General features: G+C 72.0%; 17 protein-coding genes. 8 read left to right on the plus strand and 9 right to left on the minus strand.

What is annotated here, in order from left to right:
• Positions 1-32: 32 nt before the first annotated feature.
• The 5 genes from INP57_RS23730 to INP57_RS23750 all read right to left on the minus strand — a co-directional run bounded on the left by INP57_RS23730 (position 33) and on the right by INP57_RS23750 (position 4,655).
• Complete coding sequence (locus INP57_RS23730) at positions 33-755, minus strand: MgtC/SapB family protein (RefSeq protein ID WP_200072533.1); 723 nt, start codon at positions 753-755, stop codon at positions 33-35.
• 218 nt (positions 756-973) lie between these two features.
• Positions 974-1,564: a class I SAM-dependent methyltransferase gene (locus INP57_RS23735; protein WP_200072534.1), complete on the minus strand. Its 591-nt coding sequence runs from the start codon at positions 1,562-1,564 to the stop codon at positions 974-976.
• A 39-nt stretch (positions 1,565-1,603) separates the two neighbouring features.
• Complete coding sequence (locus INP57_RS23740; RefSeq protein WP_200072535.1) at positions 1,604-2,584, minus strand: VWA domain-containing protein; 981 nt, start codon at positions 2,582-2,584, stop codon at positions 1,604-1,606.
• Positions 2,584-3,537: a DUF58 domain-containing protein gene (locus INP57_RS23745; protein WP_200072536.1), complete on the minus strand. Its 954-nt coding sequence runs from the start codon at positions 3,535-3,537 to the stop codon at positions 2,584-2,586. Before INP57_RS23745 ends, INP57_RS23740 begins: the two co-directional genes overlap by 1 nt.
• 14 nt (positions 3,538-3,551) lie before the next feature.
• Positions 3,552-4,655 carry an AAA family ATPase gene (locus INP57_RS23750; RefSeq protein WP_200072537.1) on the minus strand — a complete coding sequence of 368 codons (1,104 nt, stop codon included), beginning with the start codon at positions 4,653-4,655 and terminating at the stop codon, positions 3,552-3,554.
• A 365-nt stretch (positions 4,656-5,020) separates the two neighbouring features.
• Here INP57_RS23750 and INP57_RS23755 point away from each other — a divergent pair, with 365 nt between their 5' ends.
• The gene (locus INP57_RS23755) at positions 5,021-6,100 is read left to right on the plus strand and encodes a MerR family transcriptional regulator (RefSeq protein WP_200072538.1); all 1,080 of its coding nucleotides are present in this window, start codon (positions 5,021-5,023) and stop codon (positions 6,098-6,100) included.
• Between the two features lie 88 nt (positions 6,101-6,188).
• On the opposite strand, the gene mobA is transcribed toward INP57_RS23755, so the two are convergent.
• The 3 genes from mobA to INP57_RS23770 form a co-directional block, all read right to left on the minus strand.
• The gene (gene mobA, locus INP57_RS23760) at positions 6,189-6,740 is read right to left on the minus strand and encodes a molybdenum cofactor guanylyltransferase (RefSeq protein WP_200072539.1); all 552 of its coding nucleotides are present in this window, start codon (positions 6,738-6,740) and stop codon (positions 6,189-6,191) included.
• Between the two features lie 49 nt (positions 6,741-6,789).
• The gene (locus tag INP57_RS23765; RefSeq protein WP_200072540.1) at positions 6,790-8,121 is read right to left on the minus strand and encodes an NlpC/P60 family protein; all 1,332 of its coding nucleotides are present in this window, start codon (positions 8,119-8,121) and stop codon (positions 6,790-6,792) included.
• Between the two features lie 252 nt (positions 8,122-8,373).
• The gene (locus tag INP57_RS23770; protein WP_307850245.1) at positions 8,374-9,198 is read right to left on the minus strand and encodes an SIR2 family NAD-dependent protein deacylase; all 825 of its coding nucleotides are present in this window, start codon (positions 9,196-9,198) and stop codon (positions 8,374-8,376) included.
• A gap of 166 nt (positions 9,199-9,364) precedes the next feature.
• Between INP57_RS23770 and INP57_RS23775 the strand changes: the two genes are divergently transcribed.
• The 6 genes from INP57_RS23775 to INP57_RS23800 all read left to right on the plus strand — a co-directional run bounded on the left by INP57_RS23775 (position 9,365) and on the right by INP57_RS23800 (position 17,851).
• A complete protein-coding gene (locus INP57_RS23775; protein WP_200072541.1) occupies positions 9,365-10,735 on the plus strand; it encodes an MFS transporter in 1,371 nt (456 codons plus the stop codon).
• Entirely contained in the window at positions 10,728-12,833 is a 2,106-nt protein-coding gene (locus tag INP57_RS23780; protein WP_200072542.1) for a molybdopterin oxidoreductase family protein, read from the plus strand. Before INP57_RS23775 ends, INP57_RS23780 begins: the two co-directional genes overlap by 8 nt.
• Positions 12,830-14,236, plus strand: a complete 1,407-nt coding sequence (locus tag INP57_RS23785) for an FAD-dependent oxidoreductase (RefSeq protein WP_200072543.1) — start codon at positions 12,830-12,832, stop codon at positions 14,234-14,236. Before INP57_RS23780 ends, INP57_RS23785 begins: the two co-directional genes overlap by 4 nt.
• Positions 14,233-16,758 (plus strand): nitrite reductase large subunit NirB, encoded by a 2,526-nt coding sequence (gene nirB, locus INP57_RS23790; protein WP_200072544.1) that lies wholly within the window; start codon positions 14,233-14,235, stop codon positions 16,756-16,758. Before INP57_RS23785 ends, nirB begins: the two co-directional genes overlap by 4 nt.
• Positions 16,755-17,078, plus strand: a complete 324-nt coding sequence (gene nirD, locus INP57_RS23795) for a nitrite reductase small subunit NirD (protein WP_200072545.1) — start codon at positions 16,755-16,757, stop codon at positions 17,076-17,078. Before nirB ends, nirD begins: the two co-directional genes overlap by 4 nt.
• Before the next feature lie 77 nt (positions 17,079-17,155).
• Positions 17,156-17,851 carry a sirohydrochlorin chelatase gene (locus tag INP57_RS23800; RefSeq protein ID WP_200072546.1) on the plus strand — a complete coding sequence of 232 codons (696 nt, stop codon included), beginning with the start codon at positions 17,156-17,158 and terminating at the stop codon, positions 17,849-17,851.
• A gap of 126 nt (positions 17,852-17,977) precedes the next feature.
• Here INP57_RS23800 and INP57_RS23805 read toward each other — a convergent pair whose 3' ends face one another.
• Positions 17,978-18,325, minus strand: coding sequence for a hypothetical protein (locus tag INP57_RS23805; protein ID WP_200072547.1), 348 nt, complete (start codon positions 18,323-18,325; stop codon positions 17,978-17,980).
• Between INP57_RS23805 and INP57_RS23810 the strand changes: the two genes are divergently transcribed.
• Positions 18,306-18,557: a hypothetical protein gene (locus INP57_RS23810; RefSeq protein ID WP_200072548.1), complete on the plus strand. Its 252-nt coding sequence runs from the start codon at positions 18,306-18,308 to the stop codon at positions 18,555-18,557. The genes INP57_RS23805 and INP57_RS23810 overlap by 20 nt on opposite strands.
• The last annotated feature ends 207 nt before the right edge of the window (positions 18,558-18,764 follow it).

An 18,764-nucleotide genomic window follows, 5' to 3' on the forward strand; every position in this document is an offset into this window, starting at 1 on the left:
ATCCGCGACTGGCCTCCGGCCGCGACCGACGCCTAGATCCCGCTGTCCGCCGAATCCGCGGCCGAGGCGTGCAGCACGCCGTCCAGTTCGGTGAGGTCGTTGACCAGGTCCGCCACCGGCTGCTTGCCCTGCAGGTGCACCGCCACGACCGCCGTTCGCTGCTCGTCGGCGTCGGTGTCCTCCCGCTCCACCTGCAGGTCCAGCACCTTCCAGCCGCGACTGGTGCACAACGTCAGCACGTTGCGCAGCACCCCGTATCCGTCCAGGTAGCCGATGCGCACCACTTGGGGCTCGCGCAACGCGCTGCGCATCAGTCGCAACACCCGCGGATAGCCCACCGCGACCAGGAAATGCACCGCCGTCGTCGCGGTCCCCAGCAGCAGCAACCCGCTGCCGCAGGCCGTGCCGATCGCGGCGACCAGCCACACCGTCGCCGCCGTGGTCAGCCCGCGCACCACGTCGCGGCGCACGAAGATCAAACCGGCACCGATGAACCCGATGCCGGAGACGATCTGCGCGGCCACCCGGGACGGGTCGAACGAGACCTTGTCGAACTCCAGCACGTCCCCGAAGCCGTACTTCGACACCAGCATGAACAGCGCCGCCCCCACCCCGACCAGGGTGTGCGTGCGCAGCCCGGCGCTTTTCGCGCGCAGCTCGCGTTCGAGTCCGACCAAACTGGACAGCACCAGCGCGGAGCCCAGCTCGACCAGCAGCGGCAGCTCCCGCAAGCCCGTGATCACCTCGTCCGCCACCCCGCGAACGTAGCGCACAGTGGACCGTCCCGGCACTGGTGAGATCGACTACCAGCGGTTATGCCGTTCTCAGCGCACTTCCGCGCAGACGGCCGCGACCGGGAGAGGAGCGAGTGCTGAGAGCGCAGTGGTGCTCGAGACCCCAGCGACATTCGGGACGACAGCGGACTACCGCGACACACCCCGAATCGACCGACTCAACTCGACACCACGCGACCTCACCTCGGCCGCCGCGCCAAGTACACCAGCGCGGGCGGCACGTTGCGCCACACCGTCCGGCTGACCACGGTCTCCTCGAACACCGCCCGCAGATCCGCATGCTGGCGCCGTGCCGGTGCCGCCCACTGCGTCCACGTGTAGGCGAACTGCGTGAACGCGCCCTGCTCGGTCAGCGAATCCGCCACGAGCCGGATCAGCGGAACCCCGTCCTTCGGCGTGTGCGCCACCCACGGCAGGCCGCTGACCACCACATCCGCCCGCAGTCCCCGCTCCGAGAGCAACTCCGGAAGCTGTCGCGCGTCCCCGCGCACAACCTCCACATCGCCGAATCGGGCATCCAGCGAGTCCGCCCACCGCTGGTTGAGCTCCACCGCCAGGTGCCTGCCCCGGCCGCCCAACCGCTGCTGGATCGCCTCGGTGAACGCACCCGTGCCCGGCCCGAGCTCCACCACCACCGGATCACCCGACGCAGGCACCGGCGCAACCATGTCGCGGGTCAGGTACCGCGAACTCGGACCCACCGCGGCCGTGGTGGTCGGAGACTTCACGAACTCACGCAGGAACTCCCCCGCGCCTGCGGCAACGCTCACGTCCACTCCCGTGCTCGAACCTGCGGAGCACGCCGCGGCTCACGGCAACCGCCTGCCGAACAGCAGCGCCAACGCGGCCGCGACGATCGCGGTGAGCGTACCCAGCACCAACCACGGCTTGCTGGCGTCTGTGTGCTTGATCTCGTAGCCGATCTGCTCGCCCAGCGTCGCGTAGACCCGGCGCAACTGCTCGGCGCTGGCGGCCTTGTGGAACTCCCCGCCGGACAGGCCCGCGATCTCCTCCATCGCCTCGTCGTCGACGTCCACCGGCTGCGGCTGGCCCTCGATGTCGATGGTGCCGTGCCGGGTGCCGAACGAGATCGTGGTGATCGGGATGTTCGCCTTCTTCGCCTCGCCCGCCTTGGTGTAAGCCCCGCGCGGCGCGTCCAGGTCCCGCGGGATCGTCTGCCCGCCATCGGCCATCAGCACGATCCGCGCAGGCGGCGCACCCTCCGGGCCGCCGACCATCTTGCCGAACGAGTCGATCGCCGACATCGAGGCGTTGATCCCGTCGCCGGTGGCCGTGGCCTCGGACAGCGTCAGGTTGTCGATCGCCTGCTTCACGCTGGTCCGGTCGGTCGTGGGCATCGTCATCACCGTCGCGGTGCCCGCGAACGACACCAAGCCCAGGTTGATGCCGGGGGTGAGCTTGTCCGCGAACTCCTTGGCCGCGATCTTCGCCGCCTCCAAGCGGCTCGGCTCGACGTCCTTGGCCATCATCGACAGCGACACGTCCACGGTCAGCATCACCGTCGCGCGATTGCGCGGAATGCGCTGCTCCGAAGTCGGCCCCGCCAGCGCGATCGTCAGCACCAGCACCGCCACGCCCAGCAACGCGGGCGGCGCGTGCTTGAACCAGCCCTGCCGCTTCGGCGCCACCCGGTCCAACAGCTCCAGGTTGCTGAACCGCAACGTCTCCTTGCGCGCACGCCGCTGCACCCACACGTACCCGGCGACCAGTGCGGCCAGCACCAGCAGCAGCAAGAACCACCAGGGCGAAGCGAAACCCCACAAGCTCATCAGGCCGCTCCCCCGGACCAGCCGCGTTTGCGGGCCATCACGAACCGAACGATGTCAGCGATCCAATCCGAATCCGTCCGCAGCACCAGGTGCGCGCAACCCGCGCGCCGCAGCGCCGCGGCCACCTCCTCGCGATGCGCCGCGGCCGCCGCGGCGAATTCCTTGCGCAGCACCGGAGTCGTACGCACCTCGCGCTGCTTGCCGGTCTCCGGGTCCGACAGCACCACCGTGCCCACGTCCGGCAACTCGATGTCGCGCGGATCCAGCACCTCGATCGCCAGCAGCGAATGCCGCGCGCTCAACCCGCGCAGCGCGCGCTGCCAATCGAGGCCACCGACGAAATCCGAGATCACCACGGCGAGCCCGCGCCTGCGCGGCGGCCGCCGCAACGACTCGAGCAACGCGTTCAGATCCCCACGCGTGCCCGCCTGCGCGCGCGGCGTCTCGGCGACCTTCTTCAGCATCGCCCGCGAATGCGCGAGACCTCCGCGCGCGGGCAGCCGGACGTGCCCGGAACCGTTGTCCAGCACGGTGCCGATCCGGTTGCCGCCACCGCTGGTCAGATGGGTGACCGCGGCCAGCGCCGCGATCGCGAGCTCCCGCTTGTCGCAAGCCGCGGAGCCGAAGTCCAAGCTGGCCGAGAGGTCCAGTGCCACCCAGGTCTCCAGCTCGCGGTCGGCCTCGGTCTGGCGGATGTGCGGCTCGGCCATCCGCGCGGTCACCGCCCAGTCCATCCGCCGCACGTCGTCGCCGGGCTGGTAGGTCCGGGCCTCGCCCGGCTCGGTTCCCGGACCGGGCACCAGGCCGAGGTGGTTGCCCTGCAGCAGACCGTCCAGGCGGCCGCGCACGGTCAGCTCCAGCGAACGCAGCGCGGATTGCATCCGCGGCCCGTCCAGCGCGGGCGGAGCCCACGAAGGGCGCTCGCCTTGCGGCCCGCCGGGCTGCTCGGTCATCGGGTCCTGCCCCGTCACGGGTACTGCGGCGAACCGGCGGCGGCGTGCCCGTAGCCGCCCGCCTGCGGCTGCGGCTGGCCTGCCTGCGAACGGGCCGAGACTTGCGGCAGCGGCACCGTCTGCAGCACCCGGTTGATGATGTGGTCGACCGGCACGCCGTCGGCCAGCGCGTCGTAGGACAGCACCAGCCGGTGCCGGAACACGTCCGGTACCACGTCCACCACATCCTGCGGCAGCACGTAATCCCGCCCGCGCACCAGCGCCAACGCCCGCGACGCCGACACCACGCCGAGGCTGGCGCGCGGCGAAGCTCCGTAGGACACCCAGCCCGCGATGTCGGACAGCCCGTGATCGTTCGGCTGCCGCGTGGCCAGCACCAGCCGCACCACGTAGTCCACCAGCGCGTGGTGCACGAACACCTGCGCGGCGACCTCCTGCAACCGGGTCAGCGCGGCCGGGTCCAGCACCGGGTTCGGCTCCGGAGAAGCGACGCCCATCCGGTAGACGATCTCGCGTTCCTCCTCCGCGGTCGGGTACTCGACCTGGAGCTTGAACAGGAACCGGTCGCGCTGCGCCTCCGGCAGCGGGTAGACGCCCTCGTTCTCGATCGGGTTCTGGGTGGCCAGCACCAGGAACGGCTGCGGCATCGGGAAGCTCTGCCCACCGATCGAGACGTGCCGCTCCGCCATGACCTCCAGCAGCGCCGACTGCACCTTCGCGGGCGCGCGGTTGATCTCGTCGGCGAGCACGAAGTTGGCCAGCACCGGGCCGAGTTCGACGTCGAACCGCTCGCTGCCCTGCCGGTAGATCCGGGTGCCGAGGATGTCGGCGGGCACCAGATCGGGGGTGAACTGCAACCGGGAGAACGAGCCGCCGACGACGTTGGCGAAGGTCTCCACCGCGAGCGTCTTGGCCACACCGGGCACGCCTTCGAGCAGGATGTGGCCCTTGGCGAGCAGGCCGACCAGCACCCGCTCCACGAGCCGGTCCTGCCCGACGATGATCCGCTTGACCTCGAAGACGGTGCGTTCCAGCAGCTGCGCGTCCCGGGCCGGGGTGTTCACCTGCTCCGCGGGCGTCCCTGCCTCGGTTGCGCCGCCCTCGCCGGCCTCGGTCACTTCGGCACCTTCCGTTCGCGCTTGTCCTCGCACCGGCCGCGCAGCGCACCGGTTCCCCAACCGGCACCGGGAGCCCGGTTTCCGCGTCGCCCGCCGGCCGATCTTGGCACGCGCCCGCCACGTCCGCGCGAGGGGGCGCCGCACCGGCGACCAGTCAACCTCGCAGCCGGTGTGAGCGTTGTGAAGCGCTCCGCGCTCGGTGCGTCGTTGCGGTTTCGTCGGCTCGACATAATTTCACTCGGCACTGAAGTTACAAAGTCATCGAAATGCTGCGCGCGGCTCCGGAAAGGGGTTTGACCTTGACCTCGGGGCAGGGAGCACCGTCGAGGTCATCGGGCAGATCGCCCGCGATGCGGAGGGGAATCGTGCGCAGGTTGAGCATCGGTGCGTTCGCGCAGGAATCGGGTTTGAGCCCGAAAGCGCTGCGGCTCTACGACGACCTGGGCCTGCTGGCCCCGGCCGACGTCGATCCGCGGACCGGCTACCGCTCCTACGACCGCTGCCAGCTCGCCACGGCGAAGCTCATCGTCCGATTGCGCGTGCTGGGGATGCCGCTGGAACGGATCCGGGTGGTGCTGGCCCTGCCGTCGGAAGCCGCCGCGGCGGAGGTCGCTTCGTACTGGCGGCAGGTCGAAGCCGACACTGCGGCCCGCCGCGAAGCAGCCGCATCCCTCATCGACCAACTGTCCAGGAAGGACGCGACCATGACGGACGCAGTGCGGGAACTCGAGGTGCGCGGCTCCGCGAGCACCGACATCGGACTGGTGCGCGACAGCAACCAGGACGCGGTGCTCGCGGGCGACCGCCTGTTCGCGGTGGCCGATGGTTTCGGCGCGCAGGGCTTGGGCCGTGCCGCGAGCTCGGCCGCGCTCGACGCACTCGAACGGCTCGAGCGGCAAGGCCCTGCCGAGGATCCTCTGGGCGCGCTCAGCGACGCGGTGCGCAATGCGCGCGCTGCGGTGCGCGAGTTCACCAAGTCCGACATCGCCGCGCAGGGCGCGGGTACGACCTTGACGGCGATGCTGTGGTCAGGCGTGCGCTTCGCGCTGGCGCACGTCGGGGACTCGCGGGCGTACCTGCTGCGGGGTGCGGAGCTGACCCGGCTCACCCACGACCACAGCTTCGTGCAGTCGCTTGTCGACGAGGGGAAGCTGACCGTGGAAGAGGCCGCGGCACATCCGCAACGTGCGATGTTGCTGCGCGCGTTGGAGCACGAAGGCACGGCGGAACCGGACATGCACCTGCGCGAAGCCTGGGCGGGCGATCGCTACCTGCTCTGCTCGGACGGGCTCACCAGCGTGCTCGACGAGCAGGAGATCTCCCGCGCACTCGGCAGCAACGGCACTTCCCAGCAAGCCGCGGACCGATTGGTCGAGCTGGTGCGTTCGGCGGGGGCGCCGGACAACGTCTCCTGCTCGGTCGTCGACGCGACTGCCCGCGCGTGACGCGGAGCCGAGCAACGTTGAACGGCCCCTCTGCGAGGAATCGCAGTCGGCCAGGCCGCCGTCGCTGTGGGTCTTGCGCACCGGTGGTCTAGGTGAGGCGGCGGTAGTCGTCCGGGGTGTCCACATCGGATGCTTCGGTGCCGGTGGCGGGCACGCGGGCCGGTTCGAGCTGGGCCAGCAGGTCGCGGACCGGGCGGTTCACCACTTCCGCCGGCATGTGCTCGCGCAGCGCCTCGGCCCGCCACACCCCCAGCAGCCACTGTGGACGATCGTCCGAGTCGATCAGTACCGCGCCCGCATCGCGCACGGCCGCGCGCAGCCGGTCGATCGTCGAGGCGGTCAGGCCGGGGTGGTCGGCGGCCACGACGGCCACCAGCCCGACCTCGCGCGGGACTTCCCGCAGACCCGCGTGCAAACCGGCCAGCGGTCCGCTGCGCGGAGGGTCCTCCCGAGCCCATCGGACCGGCACCGCCACCGGCCGTTCCGGTCCGACGATGACGATCGGCTCGGCTCCGCCCACCGCCGCCAGCGTGCGATCCAGCAACGTGCGGCCGCCGACCCGCAGAGCGAGTTTGTCCACGCCGCCGAGCCGCTTGGCCTCGCCGCCCGCGAGCACCACCGCAGCGAATCCGTTCGTCACGCAGCGATCCTTATCGCACCGGTTCCACCGCCGCCGGGCCGGGCCGGATTCAGAACATGCGCACCGCGTAAGGCGCGATCCCGTCGTAGCGCACGGGCGCGACACGCACCTGCGAGCCGGAGTACGGCGCTTCCACCATCTTGCCGTTGCCCAGGTACAGCGCCACGTGGTGGACGCTGCCGCTGCTGCGCCAGAACAGCATGTCGCCGCGCTGCATCGACGACAGCGGAACCTGCTCGCCCGCCTTGTACTGGTAGCCGCTGTAGTGGTCGAGCTCCACACCGGCCGCGGCGAATGCGTAGACCATCAGGCCCGAGCAGTCGAAGCCGGTCTTGCGGTAGTCGCCGTAGGAGTCGGCCACTCCCCCGTCCCGGATGCCTTGCGTCGGTCCGTCCTCGTCGCCGCCGCCCCATGCGTACGGCATCCCGAGCTGGGACATCGCCCGCTGCACGACGGTCTCGACCCCGGCTGGCGCCGCGTCGTCGGAGTCGTCGGAATCATCCGAGCCACCGGAGTCCCCGGTGGGCGCCGGCCGGGACGCCGCCTGCGCGGCCTGTGCGGCTTGCGCCTGCGCCTGCTGCTCGGCCTCGCGGGCGTCGAGCCATTCCTGGTAGCGGTCCTTCTGGCCCTCCATGCCCTGCACCGTGGAGCGGGCCTGCCGCAGTTCGGCCTGCGCGCCGTCGCGTTCGGCTGCGAGCCGTTGTGCGCTACCGGCCTGCCCAGCGCGCGCGGCGATGGCGGCGCTCTGCGCGGCTTCGGCCCGGCCGCGCGCGGCGTCGGCCGCAGCGCGCTTGGCCGCGGCGTCCTGCAACGCCTGGCGGGCCAGCGAGTCCTTGTTGACCCGCTCGATGCGGGCGCGTTCGAGGTCGTCGAGGACGTCGAGCTGATCGCGGCTGACGATGTCCAGCAGTTCGGCGCGGTTGAGCAGCTCTTCCGGACCGCGCGCGCCCGCGAAGGCGGTCAGCGAGCCGATGCGGCTGCCCTGCCGGTAGCTGCCCGCGGCGAACCGGTCGAGCCGCTCCCGCTGGCGCTCGACCTCGGTGGCAGCGGCGGTGGCTTGATCCCCGGCGCCGTGCGCCAGCTGCTCGGCGCGGCTGTGCGCGCGTTCGGCGCGGGTCATGTCGACGCGGGCCTTGTTGGCCTCTTCCATCGCGACTTCGACGCCGGCCCCGAGTTCGTCGAGGCGGGTCTCGGCTTCGGCGAGCCGCTGGGTCAGCGCACCCACCTGGCCGGCCCGGTCCCCGGCGAGCTCGCGCTGCGCCTGCAGGTCGCCTTCGTCCGGTCGCGGTGGCGGCGGCGTGCTGCCCGCGACCGGCGGGCAGCTCACCGCCACCAGCGCAGCCAGCAGGAGCCCGCCGGAAAGCTGTCGGGATCGCCGCACGAGCCGTCACCTCCTGTCGCCGACGGCTCGTTGGACCGTTCGGCCTTGCAGGCATTGCGCCATTCGGCGCACAGGACGGAAGCAACTCTGCGATGCGACCTCAAAGCTCGCAATTCGTAACTTGCACCTCTTGCGGCACAACATGCACACCACGGCGGTGGTAATGATCTTGTGCGCAGCGCGGATCGTCGGCACGTGACTTGCCAACAAAAATTTCGCGGGCGAGCCGCCCGGGCGGGCAGCGGAGCGGGCTCAGCTCCAGGTGCCGGGGTCGCCCCAAGTGCTCAGCGGCTCGTCGGAGCCGGTGGCGGGGACGGCGACCAGTTCCGGCAGCACCTCGACCAGCGGCTCGCGCAGCACGGCCGCGGCCAGCTCGTCATAGGGAGTGGGCTCTGCGTTGCAGACCACCAAGTCCGCCCCGGCCCGCACGGCCAGTTCGGCGAGCCCAGCGGCGGGCTGCACGGTCAGCGAGGTGCCCGCGGTCAGGAACAGGTCGCAGTCCAGCGCCGCCCGCTGCGCGGACCGGATCACGTCCGCGTCCAGGGCTTGCCCGAAGGAGATCGTGCTGGACTTCAGGATGCCGCCGCAGGAGTTGCACGGCGGGTCCGGCTCGCCCGCGGCGACCCGTTGCAGCGCGGCGCGCATCGTGCCGGTCGAGCCGCAATCCAGGCACACCACGCCGAAAACCGAACCGTGCAGTTCCAGCACCGAACCGGAGTCCAGCCCGGCGCTCTGGTGCAGCCCGTCGATGTTCTGGGTCAGCACCGTGCGCAACCGCTGCTGGGCGGCGAGGTCGGTGAACGCGCGGTGCGCGGCGTTCGGCTCCGCGCTCCACGCCGGATGCTCGGCGCGGCTGCGCCACGCCTTCCTGCGCACCTCGGGATCGGCGACGTAGCAGTTGATGTCGCTGAGCCGCTGCGCCTCCGGGTCCCGCGTCCACACCCCGTTCGGACCGCGGAAGTCCGGGATGCCGGAGGCGGTGGAAAGCCCGGCCCCGGTCAACGCGGTGATCCGCCGCGCCCCGGCGAACAGGGCGCGGGCGCGCTCGAGGGCTTCGGAACTTCCGCGTGCTGGCACATCCCCACCGTGCCACGTGTCCCAGCTCACCCGTATGCCGGGCGGATTCGCAGCGCACTGCGGCCGCGCGGGCCTGCGAAAGTCGTTTTCCCGGTGGTAACCCGCGAAGAGCAGCGGTGAAACACCGGCTTCCTAACGTCTGGCCAGCCCGACGAGAGGAGCCGATGTGCCCGCCGCCCCGCACACCCGACCCGGCCGGTGGATCGACGGCTGGGATCCCGAGGACGCGGTCTTCTGGGAGCGCACCGGCAGGCGCGTGGCGCGCCGGAACCTGCGGCTGTCGATCCTGTCCGAGCACATCGGATTCTCGGTGTGGAGCATCTGGTCGGTCATGGTGCTGTTCATGTCGCCGGCCATCGGACTGGGATTCACCGCCTCCGAGAAGTTCCTGCTGACCACGGTGCCGACGCTGGTGGGAGCGCTGCTGCGGCTGCCCTACAGCTACGCGGTGACGCGGTTCGGCGGTCGCAATTGGACGGTCGTCTCGACCGCCGCGCTGCTGGTGCCGACGGCGTCGACGGCCTACTTCGTGCAGCAGCCGGGCACCGAGCTGTGGGTGTTCCTGGTGCTGGGCGCGCTGACCGGCGTGGGCGGCGGGAACTTCGCCTCGTCGATGACCAACATCACCGCGTTCTTCCCGCAGCGCGCGCAGGGCTGGGCGCTGGGGTTGAACGCGGGCGGCGGCAACATCGGCGTCGCCGTCGTCCAACTGGTCGGGCTGCTGGTGGTCGCGCTGGCCGGGAACACCTCCCCCGCGCTGGTGGCCGGGGTGTACCTGCCGCTGATCGTGCTGGCCGCGCTGCTGGCGGCAGTGCGGATGGACAACATCGACGCGGTCGTGGCCGCGCCCGGCGCGCAGCTGGAAGTGGTGCGAGACCGGCACGCCTGGTGGATCTCGCTGCTGTACGTCGGCACCTTCGGGTCGTTCATCGGCTACGGCTTCGCGTTCGGGCTGGTGCTGCAGAACGAGTTCGGTTCCAGCCCGCTGCAGGCGGCGACCTGGACGTTCCTGGGACCGCTGCTGGGTTCGCTGGCGCGACCGCTGGGCGGGCGGATGTCGGACCGCTTCGGTGGAGCGCTGGTGACGTTCTGGAACTTCCTGGCCATGGCGGTCGCGACCGGGGTGCTGCTGGTGGCTTCCGGGTCGGGTTCGTTCCCGCTGTACCTGACCGCGTTCATCGCGCTGTTCGTGCTGACCGGGGTCGGCAACGGATCGGTGTACAAGATGATCCCGGGGATCTTCACCGCGCGGGCGGCGCTGTCCGCCACCCCGGACGCGTTCGCGCAGGCCAGGCGGCTTTCGGGCGCGTTGATGGGGGTGGCCGGTGCGGTCGGTGCGCTGGGCGGGGTGTTCATCAACCTGACCTTCCGCGCCTCGTTCGGCGGGTCCGCGGCGAACGGGAACGCCGCGCTGCTGACGTTCCTCGCGTTCTACGTGCTGTGCCTGGTCGTGACCTGGGCGGTGTACCTGCGCCCGGCGCCCGGCCGGGTGGCGACGCGCCGGGAACCGGTCGCCGAAGGGGTCACCAGTGCCTGAGCCGCGCACCGTCGCCACCCACTGCCCCTATTGCGCCTTGCAGTGCGGAACCCGACTCACCTGCGAACGCGCGGGCGTGACCGTGGTTCCGACGGACTTCCCGGTGAACCGGGGCGGGTTGTGCCAGAAGGGCTGGACCGCGACGTCCCTGTTGGACGTTCCGGACCGCTTGGTGCATCCGATGGTCCGCCGCGGCGGGGAACTCGTGGCCGCGGACTGGGACACAGCGCTGGGAACCGTCGCCGATCGGCTGCGGGGATTGCGCGCCGAACACGGCCCGGACGCGGTTGCCGTGTTCGGCGGCGGCGGGCTGACCAACGAGAAGGCTTACCTGCTCGGGAAGTTCGCCAGGCTGGCGCTGGGCACCAGCCGGATCGACTACAACGGGCGGTTCTGCATGTCCTCGGCCGCGGCTGCGGGCAACGCCGCGTTCGGGCTGGACCGCGGGCTGCCGTTCCCGGTGACCGACCTGGGCGCGGCGGACGTGGTGCTGCTGGCCGGTGCGAACCCGGCGGAGACGATGCCGCCGCTGATGCAGCACCTCGCCCGGCCGGACCTGGTCGTGATCGACCCGCGGCGCACCGCCACAGCCGAGCGCGCGGCGCTGCACCTGCAACCCGCACCGGGCACGGATCTCGCGCTGGCGCTGGGTCTGCTGCACGTCGCGGTCGTCGACGGCTGGTACGACGACGGCTACGTACGCGAGCGCACCAGCGGTTTCGACGCGGCTCGGCAACGGGCGATGACGTGGTGGCCGGAGCGGGTCGAACGGGTCACCGGGGTGCCGGTGGGCGCGCAACGCGCGGCGGTGCGGATGCTGGCGCAGGCCGAGCGGGCTTACGTGCTCACCGGCCGCGGCGCCGAGCAGCACAGCAAGGGCACCGACACCGTCGCCGCGTTCATCAACCTGTCGCTGGCGCTGGGCCTGCCGGGCCGCGAAGGCAGCGGCTACGGCTGCCTGACCGGACAGGGCAACGGGCAGGGCGGCCGGGAACACGGGCAGAAGGCCGATCAGCTGCCCGGCTACCGGATGATCACCGACGAGGCCGCTCGCGAACACGTCTCCCGGATCTGGGGCGTGCCGCCGGAGACCCTGCCGGGACCGGGCAGCAGCGCCTACGAGCTGCTGAACGGGCTCGGCACCCCGCACGGCCCCCGCGCGATGCTGGTTTTCGGCTCGAACCCGGCCGTTTCCGCGCCGCACGCCGCGCACATCACCGCACGTCTGTCCAGTTTGGACTTCTTGGTGGTGGCGGACTTCGTGCCGTCGGAGACCGCGCGGATGGCCGACGTGGTGCTGCCGGTGACGCAGTGGGCCGAGGAGGACGGCACCATGACCAACCTCGAAGGCCGCGTGTTGCGCCGCCGCCGGTTGCAGAACCCGCCCGGGCACGTCCGCTCCGACCTCGAAGTGCTGCACGGGCTGGCGCGGCGGCTGGGCGAACCGGCGCAGCGCTACCCCACTGCACCGCGCGAAGTGTTCGAGGAGCTGCGGCGCGCCTCCGCAGGCGGCAAGGCCGACTACTCCGGCATCGACTACGAACGCCTCGACGCCGAGGCGCTGCACTGGCCGTGCCCGGCGGAAGGCCCGGACGGGACCGCTCATCCCGGCACTCCGCGGCTGTTCCTGCACGGCTTCGCCCACCCGGACGGGCGGGCGCGGTTCGCAGCGGTCGAGCACCGCGCCGCGGCCGAGTCCGTGCGCGCGGAGTTCCCGCTGCTCGCCACCACCGGCCGCGAGCTGGCGCAGTACCAATCCGGTGCGCAAACCCGCCGGGTCGCCGAACTCGACGCAGCGGCACCGGAGGCGTTCGTCGAGGTCCATCCGGACACCGCAGAACGCGCCGGGCTGCGCGCGGGCGCTCTGGCGGTGGTGACCTCCGCGCGCGGCGAAGTGGTTGCGCGCGTGCGGCTGGTCGCGTCGATGCGCACCGACACCGTGTTCCTGCCGTTCCACTTCCCGGGCGATGGCCGCGCGAACCTGCTCACCAACCCGGCGCTGGACCCGCGCAGCCGGATGCCGGAGTTCAAGGTCGCCGCGGTGCGGATCGGCCCGCACCCGCCTGGAACCACGGCTGCCGAGGAGGTGCCCGCGTGAGCCACGTGCTGGTCATCGGGAACGGCCCGGCCGCGCACCGACTGGTGGAGCGGCTGCGCCACCACGGGCACCACGGGCCGATCACCGTGCTGGGTCAGGAGCCGCGTCCTGCGTACAACCGGGTGCTGCTGGGCTCGGTACTGGACGGGACGCTCAGTCCGGACTCGATCACGCTGCCGGAGTCCGAAGCGCAAGTGCGGCTCGGCGTGACCGCCACCGCCATCGATCCGGCGCGGCAGCTCGTGCGCACCACCACCGGCGTGGTGCACCGCTACGACGAGCTCGTGCTGGCCACCGGAGCGCGGGCGACCGTGCCGGGAATTCCCGGGGTGCGGAGCGGGAACGGCGGACTCGCGGACGGCGTGACGACGCTGCGCACGCTGGCCGATTGCGAACGGATAGCCCGTGACGCGCGGCGTGCGGTCGTGCTCGGCGGCGGAGTGCTCGGAGTCGAGACCGCGCGCGGGCTCCAAGGCCGCGGCATCGACGTCACGCTCGTGCACCCGCAGCCGCATCCGATGGACCGCCAGCTCGATGCCGCCGGTGGCGAACTGCTCGCGGAGCACCTGCGAGGTATGGGCGTGGCCACCGAGCTGGGCCGTCGCGCGGTGACCTACCGGCCCGGCGAACTCGTGCTCGACGACGGCCGGGTGCTGCGGGCCGACGCGCTCGTGCTGTGCACCGGGGTGCAGCCGGAGACGGACACGGCGGGCACGGCCGGGCTCGCGGTCGGGCGCGGCGTGCTCGTGGACGACCGGATGCGCACCACCGACCCGCACGTGCACGCGATCGGCGACTGCGCCGAGCACGACGGGCTGGTGCCGGGGCTGATCGCGCCCGCTTGGGAGCAGGCGGACGTGCTCGCGCAGGTGCTCACCGGCGGGCACGCGCGTTATGCGCCCGCAGGCAGCGTGACCCGGCTGAAGGCTCGCGGCATCGACCTGTCCGCCATCGGCGCGGCGTCCAGTTTGGACGGTTCGCGGACCGATGTGGAGCTGGTGACCGTGGCCGATCCGGCGCGCGGCCGGTACGCGAAGCTCGCGCTGCGCCGGGACCGGGTCGCCGGTGCCGTGCTGATCGGGTTCCCGCAGGCCGGTGCCGCGATCGGCCAGCTGCACGAGCGCGACCTGCCCGTGCCCGCGGACCGGCTGGGACTGCTGCTGGGCGGCGGCGCGCCCGAGCGGTCCGCACCCGCCGAACTCGCCGACGACGCGGTGCTCTGCCGCTGCAACAACGTCACCAAGAACCGCCTCGTGCGGGCCTTCCACGACGGTGCTCGCGACGCCGGCGCGCTCGCGCGGGCGACCAGGGCGACCACCGGCTGCGGCGGCTGCGGCGACGAGGTGCGCCGGCTCTGCGGCGCCTTGCTGGAGACCTCGACCGAACAGGAGGGAGCGGCATGACCCGGACCCTTGTCGTGATCGGCCACGGAATGGTCGGCCACCGCCTCGTGCAAGACCTGCGCGCCCGCGATGCGGCGGGTACCTGGCGGGTGGTGGTGCTGGCCGAGGAGCCGCACGCCGCTTATGACCGGGTGGCGCTGTCGTCCTACTTGGACGGCAAGAGCGCCGCGGACCTGAGCCTGGCCGGGCCGGACTTCCGCACCGATCCGGCCGTCGAGCTGCGACTGGACTGCGGCGCCGCGCGCATCGACCGCGCGGAGCGGACGGTGACCACCACCGGCGGTGCACAGCTCGGCTACGACGCGCTGGTGCTGGCCACCGGCTCGCGCCCGTTCGTGCCGCCGGTGCCCGGGCACCAGCTGGCCGGCTGCCACGTGTACCGCACGCTCGACGATCTGGACGCCATCCGGGACGAAGCGGTCCCCGACCGGCCCGGCGTGGTCATCGGCGGCGGTCTGCTCGGGCTGGAAGCGGCCAACGCCTTGCGGCTGCTGGGCATGCGCCCGCACGTGGTGGAGATGGCGCCGCGGCTGATGCCGATGCAGGTCGACGAAGGCGGCGGACAGGTGCTCGCCAAGCTCGTCGGGGACCTCGGGCTCGAGTTGCACTGCGACGTCGCCACGCAGTCCATCGACGCCGGGCCGGACGGCCGGGTAGCCGGGGTGACGCTGTCCGACGGGACCTCGGTGGAGACGGACCTGGTCGTGTTCTCCGCCGGGATCCGCCCGCGCGACGAACTCGCCGAGCCGGCCGGGCTGCACCGCGCCCATCGCGGCGGCGTGCTCGTCGACGACCGCTGCCGCACCAGCGACGAGCGCATCTGGGCGGTCGGCGAGTGCGCGGCGGTCGAAGGCCGTTGCTACGGCCTGGTCGCGCCCGGCTACAGCATGGCCGAGGTCGTCGTGGCCCAGCTGCTGGAGCTGGGCGACGACCCGTTCCCCGGCGCCGACATGTCGACGAAGCTCAAACTGCTCGGCGTCGACGTGGCCAGCTTCGGCGACGCGCACGGGAGCAACGCGGGCGCGCTGGAGGTCGTCTACGCCAACAACGCCGCGGGCACCTACGCGAAGCTGGTGCTCAGCGACGACGCCTCGACGCTGCTCGGCGGGGTGCTGGTGGGCGATGCGAGCGCGTACGCGGCGCTGCGTCCGCTGATCGGGCGGGAACTACCGGCTCCGCCGGAGCAACTGCTGCTGCCCGCGGGCTCGGGTGCGGACGCCGCAGCGCTGCCCGGCGATGCGCTCGTCTGCTCCTGCAACAACGTGTCCAAAGCGGACATCACCGGCGCCATCACCGGCGAGTCGCTGACCGATGTGGCGGGCGTCAAGGGCTGCACCAAGGCGGGCACCAGCTGCGGCTCCTGCGTGCCGATGCTGAAGAACCTGCTCGCCGAATGCGGCGTGGCGACCTCCGATGCGCTGTGCGAGCACTTCGGGCGATCCCGCGCCGAACTGTTCGAGATCGTCCGCGCCACCGGCATCGGCACGTTCTCCGAGCTGATCGGCAAGCACGGCACCGGGCACGGCTGCGACATCTGCAAACCCGCGGTGGCCTCGATCCTGGCCAGCCTCGGCAACGGGCACATCCTCGACGGCGAGCAGGCCGGGCTGCAGGACACCAACGACCGGTTCTTGGCGAACATGCAGCGCAACGGCAGCTACTCGGTGGTTCCGCGGGTGCCCGGCGGGGAGATCACGCCGGAGAAGCTGATCGTGCTCGGCGAGGTGGCCCGCGCGTTCGGGCTCTACACCAAGATCACCGGTGGGCAGCGGATCGACCTGTTGGGCGCGCGGGTGGAGCAGCTGCCGCAGATCTGGCGGCGGCTGGTCGAGGCCGGTTTCGAGTCCGGGCACGCCTACGGCAAGGCGCTGCGCACGGTGAAGTCCTGCGTCGGCGACGACTGGTGCCGCTACGGGGTGCAGGACTCGGTGGCGATGGCGATCCGGATGGAGCTGCGCTACCGCGGGCTGCGCTCGCCGCACAAGGTCAAGGCCGGGGTGTCCGGCTGCGCGCGGGAGTGCGCGGAGGCGCGTTCGAAGGACTTCGGCGTCATCGCCACCGAAACCGGCTGGAACCTCTACGTCGGCGGCAACGGCGGGTTCGCCCCGCGGCACGCCGGACTGCTGGCCGCCGACCTCGACGACGAGACGCTGGTGCGGTTCGTCGACCGGTTCCTGATGTTCTACGTGCGCACCGCCGACCGGTTGCAGCGCACCGCCGCGTGGATCGAGGCCATGGACGGCGGGATCGAGCACCTCCGCGCGGTGGTGGTCGGCGACTCCCTGGGCATCGCCGCGGAACTGGAGGCCGCGATGGCCGAGCACGTCGCCGGCTACACCGACGAATGGGCCGGGGTGCTGCAAGACCCGGCGAAGTTGTCCCGCTTCGTCTCGTTCGTCAACGCCCCCGGAACGCCGGATCCGACGATCAGCTTCACCGAGGAACGCGGCCGGGTCCGGCCCGGTCCGGTGGCGCTGCCGATGCCGTCCGCGCGCGCCGGGTCCGAGGAGGTCTCCGCATGAGCTGGCAATCCATCTGCCCGTTGAGCGCGGTGCCGCCCGCCTGCGGTGTTCCCGCGCTGCTCGGCGGCTATCCGGTCGCGGTGTTCCGCACCACCGACGACGAGCTGTTCGCGGTCGGCGGCGTCGATCCGCTCTGCGGAGCGGGTGTGATCAGCCGCGGCATCGTCGGTGACCGCGGCGGCGAACCGACGGTGGCCTCGCCGTTGCTCAAGCAGGTCTACTCGCTGCGCACCGGCGAATGCCTGGACGAGCCCGCGGCGAAGCTGCCGACCTACCGGGTGCGGCTGCGCGACGAGATGGTGGAGATCGCAGTCCCGTGACTGCGCGGACGAACGCACCGGACTACGACCGGCATCGGTTCCCGCCGGTTGCCGGCACCGATGAAGGACGCGCACGGATGCGCGCAAGCATGAAAGCCACACCTCCCCTGCTGCTCGTCGCGCACGGAACCCGCGACCCCGCCGGTCCCGTCGTCGTCGAACGCATCGCGGCGGCGGTCGCCGACCGCGCGAGCGTTCCGGTGCACGTCGCCTACGTCGACGTCATCGGCCCCACCGTGGCCGAGGCGCTGGGTGCGCTGCACGGCCCCGTGGTGGTGCTGCCCGCGTTCCTGGCGTCCGGCTACCACGTGCGCACGGATCTGCCCGCGCAGATCGCCGAGGTCGGCCGCACCAGCGATGTCGCGGTGACCGCGTCGCTGGGTCCGAGTCCGGAACTCGCGGAGGCGATGCTCGACCGGCTCCTCGGAGCCGGTTGGCGCCCGGGCGAACAGGTGCTGTTGTCCGCCGCGGGCTCCTCCGACGAAGGTGCGCTCGCCGACGTGCGTACCGCGGCGAACCTGCTCGGGCGGCTGTGCGGGCAGTGGCTGCACCCGAGTTTCGTCACGACAGCCGCGCCGCTGACCGCGGACCTGTGCGCGGACGGACGCGCGGGTTTCATCGCGCCGTACCTGCTGGCGCCCGGACTGTTCCACCGCAAGCTCAACGAACTACCGGTGCACGCGGTTGCCGAACCCATCGGTGCGCACCCGCGCGTCATCGACCTCGTCGTGCGGCGGCATAGCGCGGCGTGCCGGGATTCCTTCGCCGCCTGACGACCGCGGCGCGCACGCCGTCGCCGTGACCGTGCGCAGCAACGCGCGGCCGGGCAGAACACGATCGTGCTTTTCACTCCTTGTTCGATTCATTCCTTGTTCAACCTCCCGTACGCTGGACGTTTCTCAACGACATCTTCGTTCTGGAGGGCTCATGACCACCGCAGCCAGTTCCGGAGGGCGTTCGGCACCGAGCCGGAGCACGTCCCGTAGCGGGACGCAGGGGCGGCGCACCGGCACGTCGAGTTCGGGCGCTTCACGAACGTCAAGCTCCAGCGCTTCCAGCACGCGAACCCGCGGGCAAACCACCGGCAGCGGGCGCTCCCGCACCCAGACCTCGTCGCCGTCGGCGCGCAGCCAGTCCGGCAGCGGACGCACCGGCACCCAGACCTCGACGTCCGCGCGCAGCGGATCCGGTGGCGCGTCGAGCTCGGCGCAGTCGCACGGCGCGACCGTGAACCTGCCCTTCGTCACCGCGGAGTTCCACCGGCCGGACGTGCAGCTGCCGGGCCGCGAGGACTTCGCCTCCGCTGCCGAGACCGTCCGTTCGCAACTGCCCACGCCGAAGCAGGCGCTGTTCTACGGCGGCCTGGCCGCAGGAACCGCGCTGAGCCTGCTCGAATGGCCCGTCGCGCTGGCCATCGGCGTCGGCACCGCGGTCGTCACCAGCGGCCAAGGCGGTCAGGGCAGCGCCCAGCGGTCCTGACCGGACGCATTCCGGCCGAGGCGCGGGCGGCAGGACGGCCGCCCCGCCCCGGCGATCCCGCCGGACGAATCCCCCTGCTCGGCCGCTTCGCGCGGGTGGCGCCACCCGACCCCGGCTGACCCCGCGCCGCACACGGCGAGCACGAGCCCGGCGACCCCTTCCGCGGCCCGCACGTTCACGCGCGATTCTTCGCCGCCGCGCGCTCAT

Origin of the sequence: Saccharopolyspora galaxeae (assembly GCF_016526145.1) — a bacterium.
Classification (GTDB): Bacteria; Actinomycetota; Actinomycetes; order Mycobacteriales; family Pseudonocardiaceae; genus Saccharopolyspora_C; species Saccharopolyspora_C galaxeae.